Origin of the sequence: Pseudoalteromonas sp. 2CM32C (genome assembly GCF_023161925.1) — a bacterium.
GTDB lineage: Bacteria > Pseudomonadota > Gammaproteobacteria > Enterobacterales > Alteromonadaceae > Pseudoalteromonas > Pseudoalteromonas marina.
In genome coordinates this window covers 54457-70478 of record NZ_JALNTI010000006.1, presented here as the reverse complement: position 1 = coordinate 70478, position 16022 = coordinate 54457, and the positions used below count along the sequence as shown (strand labels likewise).

The 16022-nt window shown below is 40.0% G+C and carries 10 protein-coding genes; 8 read left to right on the top strand and 2 right to left on the bottom strand.

All coding sequences use genetic code 11. The features are described 5' to 3' along the window. Nucleotides 1-6: 6 nt before the first annotated feature. The gene (gene gltB, locus MTF67_RS12350) at nucleotides 7-4464 is read right to left on the bottom strand and encodes a glutamate synthase large subunit (protein ID WP_039036759.1); all 4458 of its coding nucleotides are present in this window, start codon (nucleotides 4462-4464) and stop codon (nucleotides 7-9) included. Between the two features lie 876 nt (nucleotides 4465-5340). On the opposite strand from gltB, the gene MTF67_RS12345 reads away from it, so the two are divergent. The 6 genes from MTF67_RS12345 (at nucleotide 5341) to MTF67_RS12320 (ending at nucleotide 12608) form a co-directional block, all read left to right on the top strand. Beyond that, nucleotides 5341-6594 (top strand): HlyD family efflux transporter periplasmic adaptor subunit, encoded by a 1254-nt coding sequence (locus tag MTF67_RS12345; RefSeq protein WP_248519667.1) that lies wholly within the window; start codon nucleotides 5341-5343, stop codon nucleotides 6592-6594. A gap of 36 nt (nucleotides 6595-6630) precedes the next feature. Then, on the top strand, nucleotides 6631-7341 hold the full coding sequence (locus MTF67_RS12340) for an ABC transporter ATP-binding protein (RefSeq protein WP_058428712.1): 711 nt from the start codon (nucleotides 6631-6633) through the stop codon (nucleotides 7339-7341). A 3-nt stretch (nucleotides 7342-7344) separates the two neighbouring features. After that, nucleotides 7345-8658 (top strand): ABC transporter permease, encoded by a 1314-nt coding sequence (locus MTF67_RS12335; protein WP_058428711.1) that lies wholly within the window; start codon nucleotides 7345-7347, stop codon nucleotides 8656-8658. Between the two features lie 11 nt (nucleotides 8659-8669). Continuing rightward, entirely contained in the window at nucleotides 8670-9878 is a 1209-nt protein-coding gene (locus MTF67_RS12330; protein ID WP_248519666.1) for an FtsX-like permease family protein, read from the top strand. Nucleotides 9879-9963: 85 nt separating this feature from the next. Continuing rightward, complete coding sequence (locus MTF67_RS12325) at nucleotides 9964-11295, top strand: sigma-54 dependent transcriptional regulator (protein WP_248519665.1); 1332 nt, start codon at nucleotides 9964-9966, stop codon at nucleotides 11293-11295. After that, nucleotides 11295-12608: an ATP-binding protein gene (locus tag MTF67_RS12320; protein ID WP_248519664.1), complete on the top strand. Its 1314-nt coding sequence runs from the start codon at nucleotides 11295-11297 to the stop codon at nucleotides 12606-12608. Before MTF67_RS12325 ends, MTF67_RS12320 begins: the two co-directional genes overlap by 1 nt. 91 nt (nucleotides 12609-12699) lie before the next feature. Here the strand turns inward: MTF67_RS12320 and MTF67_RS12315 are convergent, their stop codons facing one another. Next, on the bottom strand, nucleotides 12700-13038 hold the full coding sequence (locus tag MTF67_RS12315; RefSeq protein ID WP_006792409.1) for a Grx4 family monothiol glutaredoxin: 339 nt from the start codon (nucleotides 13036-13038) through the stop codon (nucleotides 12700-12702). A gap of 265 nt (nucleotides 13039-13303) precedes the next feature. Here MTF67_RS12315 and MTF67_RS12310 point away from each other — a divergent pair, with 265 nt between their 5' ends. Then, the gene (locus MTF67_RS12310; protein WP_006792408.1) at nucleotides 13304-13885 is read left to right on the top strand and encodes a Fe-Mn family superoxide dismutase; all 582 of its coding nucleotides are present in this window, start codon (nucleotides 13304-13306) and stop codon (nucleotides 13883-13885) included. Nucleotides 13886-14093: 208 nt separating this feature from the next. Then, the gene (locus MTF67_RS12305) at nucleotides 14094-16016 is read left to right on the top strand and encodes a PrkA family serine protein kinase (protein WP_039036754.1); all 1923 of its coding nucleotides are present in this window, start codon (nucleotides 14094-14096) and stop codon (nucleotides 16014-16016) included. Nucleotides 16017-16022: the final 6 nt, after the last annotated feature.

Below are 16022 nucleotides of genomic sequence, written 5' to 3'. Positions count from 1 at the left end.
GCCCCCTTATTGCGCCTGAACACGTAGTTCGGCACTACTACGGGCGCGATGCCCGAGTAAACTTTTTACGTCACTTGATTTAGGTTTTACTAATTTAAACATAGGTAAGTAGAGCTCAAAATTAGCTAAAATACTTTCTGCTCTGCATGAGCCTGTTAGCTCTAAATGCTCAGCAATTAATCCACGTAAATGCTCTTGGTGTGACGTTAATGCTTCTAATGTCACAACTTCAACAAGCTCTGGGTTTATGCGTTTTTCAAAGTCGTTTCGCTCATCTAAAACATAGGCAAAACCACCGGTCATGCCCGCCCCAAAGTTAACACCTACATTACCAAGCACACACACAACACCACCGGTCATGTATTCACAGCCATTATCGCCAACGCCTTCAACAACTGCTTGCACGCCTGAATTACGAACTGCGAAGCGCTCACCTGCGCACCCTGCAGCAAACAATTTACCGCCCGTTGCACCGTATAAACAGGTATTACCAATAATCGTTGCTTTATGACTTTCAAATGATGAACCCACTGGCGGACGAATAACTAACTTGCCACCAGCCATGCCTTTACCAACGTAGTCATTAGCGTCACCAACGAGGGTCATTTCAAGGCCACCTGCGTTCCAAACACCAAACGATTGACCAGCCGTGCCATGGAGCTCGATTGCTACCGGGTCAGCCGCCATACCCTGATTTCCATGTTTATCAGCGATGTAGCCAGATAACATTGCACCAACTGAACGGTCTGTATTACAAATTCGGCTAACAAGTGAAATACCACTTGAAGCATCTATTGCTTCTTGCGCTTTTCCTAATAGGCTTTCGTTAAGCTTGCCTAAATAATGTGAGCTATTTGGCGCGCTACAAAATAACGTTTCGCCTGTTGGATTGTTTGGCTGCGCAATAACAGAAGATAAATCTATCTTTTTCTGTTTGGCTGTTTTGCCCTCAATTGCTTCAAGTAAATCAAGACGACCAATTAAATCTGTTAAGTTTGCAACACCTAAGCTTGCCATGATTTCACGCGCTTCTTGTGCAATAAACTTAAAGTAGTTCATCGCCATTTCAGGTAAGCCATGGTAATGCTTTTGACGAAGTGTTTCGTCTTGCGTTGCAACACCGGTTGCACAGTTATTTAGATGACAAATACGTAAGTATTTACACCCTAATGCCACCATAGGGCCTGTACCAAAACCAAAGCTTTCAGCACCTAAAATAGCGGCTTTAATAATATCTAAACCTGTTTTTAAACCACCATCTGTTTGCAAACGAATACGATGACGAAGGCCATTTTCCACAAGGGCTTGCTGTGTTTCAGCTAGACCTAGTTCCCATGGGCTACCTGCATATTTTACAGACGTAAGCGGACTTGCGCCTGTACCGCCGTCGTAACCCGATATAGTAATTAAATCAGCATATGCTTTAGCTACACCTGTTGCTATGGTGCCAACACCTGGTTCCGACACTAGTTTTACTGATACAAGTGCTTTTGGATTTACTTGCTTTAAGTCGAAAATTAGCTGAGCAAGATCCTCAATAGAATAAATATCATGATGCGGTGGCGGTGAAATTAACGTCACGCCAGGTACCGAATAGCGAAGCTTAGCAATGTAAGGTGTTACTTTTTCACCTGGAAGTTGCCCGCCTTCACCTGGTTTTGCACCCTGCGCGACTTTGATTTGAATTACATCTGCGCTACGTAAATAATGCGGTGTAACACCAAATCGACCTGAAGCTACTTGCTTAATACGTGAGTTTTTCTCAGTGCCGTAACGAAGTTTATCTTCACCACCTTCACCTGAATTTGAACAACCACCCAGGCGGTTCATTGCAATTGCGAGTGCTTCATGAGCCTCTGGCGATAAAGCACCAATACTCATTGCAGCTGAGTCAAAACGTTTGTAAAGCGCTTCTGCAGGCTCTACATCATCAATACTAATTCCATTTTCTGGTAATTTAAGTGCCAGCATATCGCGTAATGTTGAAATAGGTCGATTATTAACAAGCTTTGCATACTCGTTGTAATCTCTATATTCACCAGAGCGAACTGCTACCTGCAGTGTTTGGATCACATCTGGGTTGTATGCATGGTATTCACCACCATGTACGTATTTAAATAAACCGCCATGGCTAAGTAACTTACGTTTACTTAAAGCAAGCTTGTGTAAGCTTTGTTGATCGTCATCAAAGTCTGTAAAACATGCACCTTTAATGCGGCTAGCCACACCTTTAAAACACATATCAACAACAGCATCTGATAAACCCACCGCCTCAAATAACATTGAGCAACGGTAAGAAGCGACTGTACTAATGCCCATTTTCGACATTATTTTGTATAAGCCTTTGTTTACTGCTTTACGATAAGCAAGGGTTACCTCGCAGTAAGATTTATCGATGATTTTACTGTCACTCATCGCTACCAACGACTCATACGCTAGGTATGGGTAAATAGCTGTTGCGCCAAAACCAAGTAACACTGCAAATTGATGAGGATCTCTTACGCTACCCGTTTCAATAATGATGTTTGATTCACAGCGTAAATTGTTATCAACCAAACACTTTTGCACTGCACCTACAGCCATAGCCGCAGGGATAGGTAGGTTTACATCGTCAAAATTACGATCAGTTAAAATAAGCATGATAGAGCCAGCAGCTGCTTTCTCTTTTGCTTTATCGCAAATGCGTTTAACTGCGTTTTCTAAGCCTTCTTCAACAGTGTAAGTAATATCAATTTTACAATAGCTGTAATGCGCTTCATCTGCATTTAGTAGCTGCTGCATGTCTGCATACATTAAAATAGGTGTATCGAACTGTAAGCGCTTAGCGTGCCCTGTTGTTTCGTTAAACACATTTTGTTCGCTACCAATACACGTAGCCAAAGACATAACATGGTTTTCGCGAAGAGGATCAATTGGCGGGTTAGTGACTTGTGCAAACTTTTGACGGAAATAATCGTATAGTGAACGATGCCCTTCGCTTAACACAGCAAACGGAGTGTCATCACCCATTGAGCCAGTCGCTTCTTGCCCGTTTTCACCCATTACACGAATAACGCTATCCAACTCTTCATTGGTATAACCAAACATTTTTTGATATTTAGCTAACGTTTCATCGTCAAATGAACGATTGCCTGCATCTTGCTCTTTTAATTCTTCAAAGGGAGTCAAGCGCTTAACATTTTCTTCGAGCCACGACTTATAAGGATGGCGAGATTTTAAATCTTGATCTATTTCATCTGAATGCCAAATTTTCCCCAATTTGGTATCAATTACTAAAAGCTCACCCGGGCCCACTCGGCCTTTTTCAACCACTTCATCGGCGGTGTAATCCCAAATACCGACTTCAGAAGCAAGGGTTATAAAACCATCTTGTGTGATTACATAACGCGCAGGACGAAGACCATTTCGGTCTAAGTTACAGGCTGCAAAACGGCCATCTGACATAACAATCCCCGCAGGACCGTCCCATGGCTCCATGTGCATAGAGTTAAAGTCATAAAATGCACGTAAATCGTCATCCATAGCACGGTTTTTTTGCCATGCAGGCGGCACAAGCATGCGCATTGCACGGAATAAATCCATGCCACCGGCTAAAAATAGCTCTAGCATGTTATCGAGGCTTGACGAATCTGAGCCTGTTTCATTAACAAACGGCGCTGCGCTTTGTAAATCTGGAATAAGTGGAGACGAAAATTTATACGAGCGAGCACGAGCCCACTGACGGTTACCCTCAATGGTGTTAATTTCACCATTGTGCGCTAAATAGCGGAAAGGCTGAGCAAGTGGCCAACGAGGCTGTGTGTTTGTTGAAAAGCGCTGATGGAAAACACAAATCGCGCTGGTCATACGAATGTCAGCTAAGTCTAGATAAAAATTAGGTAAATCTGCAGGCATCATAAGGCCTTTATAGATAGTCACTAATCCAGATAAACTTGCAATGTAAAATGATTCATCGTCTGCTAAACGTTTTTCAGCACGACGGCGCGCTACGTATAAGCGACGTTCTAAATCTTTTGAACGCCAACCTTCAGGTGCGCTTACAAAAATTTGCTCAAAGCCCGGTAATTGCTGCACAGCAATTGGACCTAGCATTGATGGGTCGGTAGGCACTTCGCGCCAGCCTAAAATATTTAGCGTTTCTTTTTCTAATTCTTCGCTAAGAATTTCCTTTGCAGCTTGTGCTAAAACAGGATCTGAATTTAAAAAGATCATGCCTACTGCATAGTTTTTACCAAGGTGCCAGTTATGCTCACTTGCAATAGCACGGAAAAAACTATCTGGTTTTTGCAAAAGCAAACCACAGCCATCGCCTGTTTTACCATCAGCAGAAATACCGCCACGGTGTTGCATACGATCCAACCCAGTAATAGCAGTACGAATAAGCCGGTGACTAGCCTGACCATTAACTTGGGCAATTAAGCCAAAGCCACAATTTTCTTTCTCTAATTTCGAGTCGTATAACATAGACCCCTCCCCTTGCTTCACTGTTAGCGTTAATGAACTGCTCGACGATTTGCTAACAGCCGGTCAAAACTAGCCTCTATATCAAATAGAGTCAACAGTAATTTGAATACATATTCACATTCTTGAATATTTCTCACTTCATAGCAAGATTTCTTTTTTATCATTTTTATTAACATTTAGCGGTGTTTTCATCGTTATTTTTTCATGACACTGGTGTCAAGTTTAACATTTTGTAAAAATAGCTCCAAATTAAAATACAGTTTACGTAAACGTAAACCTAAATATTAGTGAATAAATATTCAATTAAAGGAATTTATAAAATGTGGGGATTATGCAAATAATATTACCCCTTTTCATTAACGAATTATAAAAGGGATAAATACAGGTAGAATTATGTTCCTTATTCTTCATTCAGCTTAAAAACTGTCATTTAACCACTCATTACTTTGATTAATTATTCGTAAATAGAAAAATAAAACCAATCAAAGCTTAAATGTCACCCCCGCTATTTAATCGCCTGAGTAGCTTAGCTTTAAAATACACTTACACTTTGAGTTCACTGTAGTTGCGACGTTATTGGTTTTCTTGTACCCGCAACGCAGTATCTATTCTTTATATATTGCTTTTTATGTGTCCGAAGCGGACACATAAAGTGTCCGCGGACATATTACTTTAAAAAAATAATTACTAAGTTATTTAATATCAACAAGTTAAATTCTGGCATGCTAATCGTATAGTGTAATTTAGTAATTATTATTTGGAAGAATTATGTTCACTTTAAGCTTATTTTTACTCTCGCCACTAGCCGCTATTTTTGCAGCACTACTTTATGTCATGTTTGAAAAAAATATAAATTCATTTAGTTAGGGTTGAATAATGATTAAAGATACCAGTGCTCAAGACATACAAGTTAAAACACCCGCAAACCGTAAAAAGCGTTTTCTTTTAATTATCGCTGTGTTGTTACTTATTATTATTGCTGCTTATGGAGTTATGTCAGGCTCGGATGCAACTAAATCATTTAGCCAAGAAAAGGTGCAAATAGCAAAAGTAGAAATTAAAACGCTTATTCGCGATGTAGCCGCAAGTGGAAAAATTGTTGCCGCCAATGCACCACATATCTACAGCCCAGAGAGAGGCTTTGTAAGCTTGCACGTTAAAGCTGGCGATACAGTTACCAAAGGCGACGAGCTTGCTGTTCTTCATAGCCCTGAACTTACCAATGAATTAAAACAACAACAATCCGTATTACAACGCTTAGAGGGTGAACTTAAAAGGCAACACCTGCAATCAAGAAGAGACACTTTAACCCTTACAAAAACACTCGATATGGCAAGTGTAGAATTAAACGCAGCACAAAGAGAAGATCGCCGCGCAAAACTATCAATTAAAAAGCATTTAATAAGCCAAATAGACCTTGAAAAAGCAATAGATGACTTATCACGTGCACAGCTTACCTATAAACACGCACAGCAAGAGGTAGCACTTGCTAAAGATACACTCGCATTTGAATTGCAAGCAGCTAAAAGTGATGTAGAGCGTCAGCAGCTGATCGTTGATGAATTACATAGAAAAGTAAATGAGCTGTCAATTCGGGCCACAGTGACAGGCATTGTTGGTAATCTGCTTGTGCAACAAAAAGCAGCCGTCACGCAAAGTCAGCCTCTAATGACACTCGTTGATTTAAGTCATTTTGAAGCACAGTTGCAGGTGCCAGAAAGTTACGCAAACGAACTCGGGTTAGGTATGGACGTAGAGCTTAAATTAGGGAACGAAACAATAATGGGGGTGCTATCGGCTATATCACCCGAAGTTAATAATCGCGAAGTAACCACACGTGTTCGCTTTACAAGCAACAGCAATAACATTCGCCAAAATCAACGTTTAACCGCGCGTATTTTACTCGACAATCGCCAAAATGTGCTGCAGGTAAAGCGAGGCGCTTTTATGCAACAAGGCGGCATTGTTGCATATAAAATAGACGGAAATTTTGCAAGACGTATACCTATATCCGTAGGAGCCACCAGCATTAACGCGGTAGAAATTTTAAGCGGCTTAAATGAAAACGACGAAATAATAATTTCTAGCTACAACCAATTTAACCAAGCAGACACGCTTTTATTAAATTAGAAGCGCTCTCAACCAGCGCCAATTTAAGGAAAAACCATGTTACAAATGAAAAACATAAGTAAAGTATACCAAACTGAAATGGTTCAAACTCACGCATTAAGAGACTTTAATTTAAATGTAAATGAAGGCGAATTTATAGCTGTCACAGGCCCTAGCGGCTCTGGGAAAACTACCTTTTTAAATATTGCCGGTATGTTAGAACCCTTTAGTGAAGGTGATTATATTTTAGATGGTGTAAATGTGGGTAACCTAAACGACAACCAACGTGCCGATTGCCGAAATCAAAAAATTGGTTTTATCTTTCAAGGTTTTAATTTAATACCAGATTTAAACCTCTATGAAAATATTGAAGTACCTCTTCGTTATAGAGGTATTAAAGCAAAAGAACGTAAACGTAGAATAGAGCAATGTTTAGAACAAGTAGGCTTAGCCTCCCGCGCTAAGCATTTACCTCAACAACTTTCTGGCGGCCAGCAACAACGCGTCGCTATAGCCCGCGCACTTGCTGGCGAACCACGCTTTTTACTTGCCGATGAGCCCACCGGTAACTTAGACAGCCTAATGGCTCGCCAAGTGATGGAATTACTTGAGCAAATAAATCGCGATGGCGCCACTATTATAATGGTGACACATGACAGCGAATTAGCCCGCCGTGCACCGCGCAACATTCAAGTAGTTGATGGACAACTTGCTGACTTTACTTTGTACCAAGGTACACAGCCAATAAAAGTCGCACAAGGAGTATAATTCATGCTGGTTCATTATATTGATCTGAGTTGGCGTAGCTTTAAGCGCACACCACTCGTAAGCTTTTTAATGGTACTTGCCATAGCAATTGGTATAGGCATCACCATGACTAGTTTGAGTGTGTATCACATGATGTCGGCCGATCCAATCCCGCACAAGAGCAGTCAGCTTTTTAGTGTGCAGTTACAGATAATGGACGATGGAAGCACATGGTGGACGTCAGATAACCAGCCTCTTCAACTAACTTATCAAGATGCTGCAAATCTTTATCAATCCCAAGTAGGTGCTCAACGTTTAAAAATGGTACGAAGTGGTTTTTCTGTTTACATAGACTCTGACAAAGTAAAACCGTTTAGTCAAAGTGCAAGACTTACCACTCCTGAATTTTTTAATATGTTTGACCTCGAATTTTTACATGGTAGCAAGTGGTCACAGCAACAAGAAGACAACGCAGCGCCCGTTGTTGTCATTAGCGAGGAATTAAACAATAAGTTATTTGCTGGCAAAAATTCAGTGGGTCAGGTTATTTACCTTGACGATGCTAGTTACGAAGTGATTGGCGTTACAAAAAACTGGCCACTAACCATCAAATATTACGACTTAAATAATGGTGCATTTAACCAACCCGAACAACTTTTTATGCCATTTAGCCTTCTTGAGGCAAAGCAACTTGGTAATTGGGGAAATACTAATGGTTGGAAGCATGAAGATGTTCGAAGTTTTACTGCCAAATTACAGTCAGAAATGGTTTGGATTCAATTCTGGGTTGAATTAACGACCGAGCAACAAAAAAATGATTACGAGAATTACTTACTAGCTTATATGCAAGAGCAGCAAAAGCTCGGTCGATTTAATCGTAAAGAGCTCGCTTTTGGGCTTCGAGATGTTAATCAATGGATGGCTTACAATAATGTGGTTAGTGAAGATAACAAAATTTTAGTGGCTCTAAGTTTTATGTTTTTGGCTGTGTGTTTGGCTAATATACTTGGTTTATTACTTGCCAAATTTTTACGTCGAGCGCCAGAGGTTGGAGTACGTCGTGCTCTTGGTGCTAATAAACGGCAGATTTTTATGCAACATATCATTGAAGTCGCTATGTTAGGGCTTTTGGGCGGGCTACTTGGGATTGTATTTGCGCAGTTTGGTCTATTAGGTGTTCGTCAGAGCTACAGTTATTACGAAAGCTTAGCGACTATGGATTTAAGTATGTTACTAAGCGCCCCACTTATTGCAATCAGTACTTGTGTAATTGCCGGGCTTTATCCTGCTTGGCTGGTGTGTAAAACCAACCCTGCCATTTATCTAAAAAGCCAATAAGGACGAACGTAATGATATTAGAAATTAAACCTATTTTTCATGCGCTGTGTCGATCTAAGGTGGGTGCAATTTTGCTACTTATACAAATAGCAATTACCACTGCAATTGTTAGTAACGCAGCATTTATAATTCAAGACAGAGTAACCTACCTTAACCAAGAAACTGGCTACCCGGAAGACGAAATACTTGCTTTTCATGTCATGCATTTTGGTAAAGATGTTCAAAGCCATCAGCAATTTGAACTTGATGAAGCCATGCTTCGAGCTTTACCCGGCGTTAAAGACGCCATATATATTAACAACATACCGTTATCAGGTAGTGGCAGCTCATCTGACTTCAGTATTAACTCTGCACCAGAGCCAGGGCTTTCAGCAAGAACGGCTTACTTTTTTACGGATGACCATGCAATTAATACACTTGGCGTTGAGCTTGTTGCAGGACGAAATTTTACTCAAAATGAAATCGTTGTCACTAACGATAATGATCAACGAGCCAATGTGACAATTGTCACTCAAGCATTACTCAATGAGCTTTTTCCTGATGAAGAGGGCTTAGGAAAAACGATTTTTCTTGGTGATATTCCACTGAAAGTTGTTGGTGTAATTAAGCATGCAAAAGGGCCTTGGTTAAAAGACAGCCGCCCAAATAATATCGCATTAATTCCTTACATTAATCCCAATATATCTGGCAACTTTTTAGTTCGCACTGCGTCCAACGAGCGTGCAGACATAGCTAAACAGATTGAAGACGCTATGCTTAAAAATTATAACAAGCGTGTGATTATTCGAATTCGTGGTTTAGATCAAGACAAAGCGCAGTATATGGCTGAAGACACATTGATGATGCGTATGTTAGTTGTGCTTATTACTATACTTTTACTTGTCACTGCTTTAGGGATCTTTGGCTTAACCTTATTTAATATAAGTAAGCGCACCAAACAAATTGGAACACGTCGTGCTTTGGGCGCTCGTAAATCTTCAATTATCAATTACTTTTTAGTTGAAAATGCATTGATTTGCATTGCTGGATTAGTTTTAGGCGTCATTGCTGCTCTTATACTTGGGCAATTGCTAATGCAACACTTTTCAATTGCTGCGTTACCCTTGGGCTATGTTGTAGCGACTGCCATTATGGTTTTTATAATGAGTCTTTTGGCTGTATTTGGCCCAGCTAAACGTGCTGCAAATATTTCGCCCAGTATCGCAACCCGAACCATATAGCGCTGCTCCCAACCTATGCTACACTGGCTAAACACGGTGTAGCATTTTCAATATTTAAATAATAATAAACAGCGATTAAATTCACATGGAAAAAATACTTATCGTTGATGATAATCCGGCCGTTTTAGAGGCATTATCATTACTACTGGAAATACATCACTTTAATGTAGTTACCGCAACAACGCCCTTTGAAGCCACTCAAATTGTGCAATACCAACGCATTGCTCTCGTTATTCAAGATATGAATTTTACCAGCGATACTACCTCAGGCGAAGAAGGTAAAACTTTGTTTTATGCGCTGCGTGAAGAGAACCCACACCTCCCTATTATATTAATAACCGCTTGGACTGAACTTTCAACGGCTATTGAACTTGTTAAAGCAGGCGCTGCCGATTACCTTCCAAAGCCATGGGATGACCACAAGCTTCTTACGTGCATTAATAATTTAATAGAGCTGGGGCGCACTAAGCAACTTGTAGCCACGCACAACCGCCAACAAAAAGAGCGAGATGATAAATATAGCACTGCTAACTTAGCAGGCCTTATTTTTAAAAGTACCGCAATGGATCGATTAGTCACAATGGCATTGCAAGTGGCTAAATCTGATATCTCTGCGCTCATAACAGGCCCTAATGGCAGTGGTAAAGAGTGTATTGCCACTATTATTCAAAAAAACTCTTCACTAATAAATCAGCCTTTCATAAAGGTCAATGCAGGCGCCCTTCCCCAAGAGCTTTTGGAAGCTGAATTGTTTGGTGCTGAAGCAGGTGCTTATACTGGTATAAGCAAGCAACGTATAGGTCGTTTTGAGGCAGCCGATGGTGGAACATTATTTTTAGATGAAATTGGCAACTTGCCACTTTCTGGGCAAATGAAGTTGCTTAGAGTGTTGCAAACAGGTGAATTTGAACGGTTAGGGTCCACACAAACGCGCAAAGTAACTGTACGTGTTATATCAGCCACAAACGAAAATTTATTACAAGCAATAACCGAAGGGCGTTTTAGAGAAGATTTGTACTATCGCCTTAACGTTATTGAGTTAAACGTACCTGCGCTTTGTGAACGCGTTGATGATATTGCGCCACTCATTAATCACTTTTTACCACATAGAGAGCTAAGTATTGATGCAGAGCAAGCCCTTAATCGATACCAATGGCCAGGTAATGTAAGAGAACTTGAAAACGCCTGTAAACGTGTTGGTGTAATCAAGCCTAATGGTTTGCTTAGTGCTGAAGATTTTGACCTAACCCCGTCGTCGCCAATAAAAAATAACGACGTAAAAAAAGAACCAACAAAATTCGAAATTGAACAATCAATACGCGCTAATCAGGGGGTTATAGCCAAAGTAGCACGAGAATTTGGTTTAAGCCGTCAAGCACTCTATAGGCGCTTACAAAAAATGGGTATTGATTACTAATGTTTAATTTTATTAGTGGCTTATCGTTAACTCAAAAAATAATGGCTATATGTGTTTTATGCAGCGTTTTACCTGTTGTTAGCATTACAATAATTACACAACATCCGCTGTATTACTCTGTGTTGTTGGTGATAGCAGCTATGCTAACAAGTCTTTTGCTTGCTAGAGCCTTAACAAAGCCTATTAAGCTAGGGTTGCAATCGCTAGAAACCGGCTTACTTAATTTTAAAGATGGTGAGCTTTCTAGTTTATTAGCCTATAAAAACAACGATGAGTTAGGAAAGCTATGTCTGCTTTATAATCAAACGGCAAAACAACTTCGGCAAGAAAAACAGTGGATTTATCAACGAGAGTTAATGTTAGATAAAGTATTACAAAGCTCTCCCCAAGCACTTTTACTTGTTAACGATAATAAAATTGTTGTATTTAGTAACTTAGTCAGCCGCACTTTATTTAATAGCAAAACACAACTAGAAGGCACGCAGCTTCACGAGTTATTGTCTGATGCACCTATTCAACTTACTAATGCTATTGAGCAAGGCGTGGATGGCTTGTTTAATATTGAAATAGATAGTCACGATTCTCAAACTTGGCATTTATCGACTGGCGAGTTTTTGCTTAATAATCAAAAACATCACTTGTACATATTTAAACAACTGACCCGTGAACTCAGCCGCCAAGAAGTAGCAGTATGGAAAAAAGTTATTCGAATAATAAGCCACGAGCTCAATAACTCTCTTGGTCCTATGTCATCAATGCTACACAGCGCTCAGCTTTTAGCTAGCCGCGTAGATGAGCCTCGTCTTGCAAGAGTGTTTTCAACAATCGATGAAAGAATAAGTCACTTGACTGAGTTTGTTCAAGGCTACGGCAAATTTGCAAAGCTCCCTACACCACAAAAGTCAGCGATAAATTGGCAAAACACATTACGTGATCTGAATAGCCAATGGCAGTTTAGCTACACAGTAAGCAGCACCCAAAGCATATTACATGCAGATCAGGCACAACTTGAGCAGTTGCTTATCAACTTACTCAAAAATGCACACGAGTCAGGCTCAAATCCGTCTAAAATAAACATAGATGTAACGTTCTCTAGTAATACTTGCATAGTAGATGTAAGCGATGGGGGAAAAGGCATGAGTGAGCAGGTTATGGCTAATGCCCTTGTACCTTTTTATTCTACAAAAAGTACAGGAAGTGGTTTGGGGTTAGCTTTGTGCAGAGAGATTGCTGAAGCACATAAAGGACAAATAAGCTTACATAATAAATTAAGTGGTGGTCTAAACGTGCAAGTTACCCTGCCGTGCAGATAAGTGATGTTGTTAAAAAAACTAAAAACAATAAAGCCACTTAACGTGGCTTTTATTATCACAGCACTATAGAAATAGAGCTCACAAAATAAGATTACTCAGCGTCAGCTTCTTTGTACTTAGCCGCTGTTTCTGTGATTAACGGTTGTAATTCACCACGTTGGAACATTTCGATGATGATATCACAACCACCAATTAGCTCACCCTCAACCCAAAGTTGTGGGAATGTAGGCCAATTTGCGTAAGCAGGAAGCTCAGCACGAATGTCTGGGTTTAGTAAAATATCAACGTATGCAAACGGTTCGCCACACGACATAAGTGCTTGTGAAGCTTGTGAAGAAAAACCACAGTTTGGTAACTTAGGTGACCCTTTCATGAAAAGGATAATTGGGTTTTCTGAAATTTGCTGTTTAATTTTATCAATGGTTTCCATCTACAACCTCAAAGTAACGATAGCTAAATATACTTAGGTCTTGAAAATAACTCATCGTGACCATAAATATATAACTTAAAATGGGCAAATAAAGCCACAATTGAAATAGTCTTTCGCAATAGCATTGCTGTTTGCTTAAACTTGAGTAAAATACTCAACAATTATAGTAACACTATATTCCCACTTGGTATAGGTAAGTGGTCTGTTTCAACAGACATTACGTATTACCAAATGGACTATCAACTAAAAAAGATGGAGATAAAAAATGGCATTTGAACTACCGTCACTACCATATGCAATCGACGCACTTGAGCCACATATTTCAAAAGAAACATTAGAGTTTCACCATGGTAAGCACCACAACACGTACGTTGTTAAGCTTAACGGTTTGATCCCTGGTACAGAGTTTGAAAACAAATCTCTAGAAGAAATCGTATGTTCATCAGAAGGCGGTGTATTTAACAACGCAGCGCAAATCTGGAATCACACGTTTTACTGGAACAGCCTATCTCCAAATGGCGGCGGCGAGCCTACTGGCGCAATTGCAGATGCAATTAACGCTAAATGGGGTTCTTTTGATGCGTTTAAAGATGCATTAAACGACAAAGCAGTAAATAACTTCGGTTCAAGCTGGACTTGGTTAGTTAAACTTGCCGATGGCTCTTTAGACATCGTTAACACGTCTAACGCTGCTACACCATTAACTGACGAAGGCGTTACACCTGTTCTTACTGTAGATTTATGGGAACACGCATACTACATTGATTACCGTAACGTGCGTCCAGATTACCTTAAAGGTTTTTGGTCACTTGTTAACTGGGAATTTGCAAACGCAAACTTCGCTTAATTAGCACTTATCGCTAATTTAAAAAAGACGCTAAAGCGTCTTTTTTTATGCCTATTATTTATACTTTTAAACTCTGTCATTTGACAAAATAGCCTTCTTCAACATGATCTTTTTTCACTTAAATTTTTAATTTTATTCCACAAACATAGACTTTCGCGACTAGACTTTAAAATGTAAGCACCTTTTACAGCGGGTTTCGGAGGTTATTATGACGATTTTTGAGCATTACCAAGCACGTTACGAAGCGGCACAAGAAGAAGAGTACAGTATCGCCGAGTTTCTTGAGATATGTAAAACCGATAAATCTGCCTACGCGAGTGCACCAGAACGCCTTTTAATGGCCATAGGTGAACCCACAATGGTAGATACCGCAACGGATGCACGCCTAAGTCGGTTATTTTCAAATAGAGTAGTTGCACGCTACCCTGCCTTTACCGATTTTTATGGTATGGAGGATGCCATTGAACAAATTGTTTCTTATTTAAAACATGCCGCTCAAGGGCTTGAAGAGTGTAAACAGGTTCTCTACCTATTAGGTCCTGTCGGCGGTGGCAAATCATCTATTGCTGAAAAGCTAAAGTACCTCATGCAACAAGTACCCATCTATTCAATTAAAGGGTCACCGGTAAACGATCACCCATTATCTCTGTTTGATCCCATTGAAGACGCTAATGTGCTAGAGCAAGAGTACGGTATTAAGCCACGTTATTTAAAAACAATTATGTCACCGTGGGCAGGCAAACGACTGAAAGAATTTAATGGCGATATAAGTAAGTTTAGAGTGGTAAAACGTTATCCATCTATTCTGAATCAAATAGGCATCGCTAAAACAGAGCCTGGCGATGAAAACAACCAAGATATATCCGCATTAGTAGGTAAAGTAGATATACGTCAGCTTGAACATTTTGCGCAAAATGACCCCGATGCTTATGCTTACTCGGGTTCACTTTGTATGGCAAATCAAGGCTTGATGGAATTTGTAGAGATGTTTAAAGCTCCTATCAAAGTACTCCATCCACTACTAACGGCCACGCAAGAAGGTAATTATAATGGGACTGAAGGTATTAGCGCTCTTCCCTTTAATGGCATGATCCTCGCTCATTCAAACGAATCTGAATGGCAAACCTTTAAAAATAACAAAAATAATGAAGCCTTTTTAGACCGTGTATACATAGTCAAGGTACCTTATTGTTTGCGTGTCACTGAAGAAATTAAAATTTACGACAAACTTCTTCAGCATAGTGAACTTCATAGCGCTCCTTGCGCGCCCGGCACCCTCAAAGCTTTGGCACAATTTACAACTCTTTCACGATTAAAAGAGCCTGAAAACTCAAGCCTATATTCTAAAATGCGAGTGTACGATGGTGAAACACTCAAAGACACTGATCCAAAAGCAAAGTCGTATCAAGAGTATCGCGATTACGCAGGGGTGGATGAAGGCATGACGGGCCTTTCTACTCGCTTTGCATTTAAAATTTTATCTCGGGTGTTTAATTTTGATAACACAGAAGTGGCCGCGAACCCTGTTCACTTATTTTATGTACTTGAACAACAAATAGAGCGTGAACAATTCAGCAGCGATCTTGAAGAACGCTACTTGAGCTTTTTAAAAGGCTATTTAATCCCTCAGTATGTTGAATTTATTGGTAAGGAACTTCAAACTGCGTATTTGGAATCATACTCAGAATATGGGCAAAACATATTTGACCGCTATGTTATTTATGCCGATTTTTGGATTCAAGATCAAGAATATCGTGACCCTGATACAGGCCAATTATTTGACCGAGCTGCACTCAATGCAGAGCTTGAGAAAATTGAAAAACCAGCGGGCATTTCTAACCCTAAAGATTTTCGTAACGAAATAGTCAATTTTGTACTACGCGCACGGGCTCATAACAATGGCAAAAACCCGCTGTGGACGAGTTATGAAAAATTACGCACTGTCATTGAGAAAAAAATGTTTTCAAACACAGAAGATCTGTTGCCTGTTATTTCGTTTAATACTAAAACCTCAGCTGAAGATCAGCAAAAGCACGAAGACTTTGTTAATCGCATGGTCGAGAAAGGCTATACACAAAAGCAAGTCAGATTGTTATCTGAGTGGTACCTACGTGTTAGAAAATCACAATAACCTTCA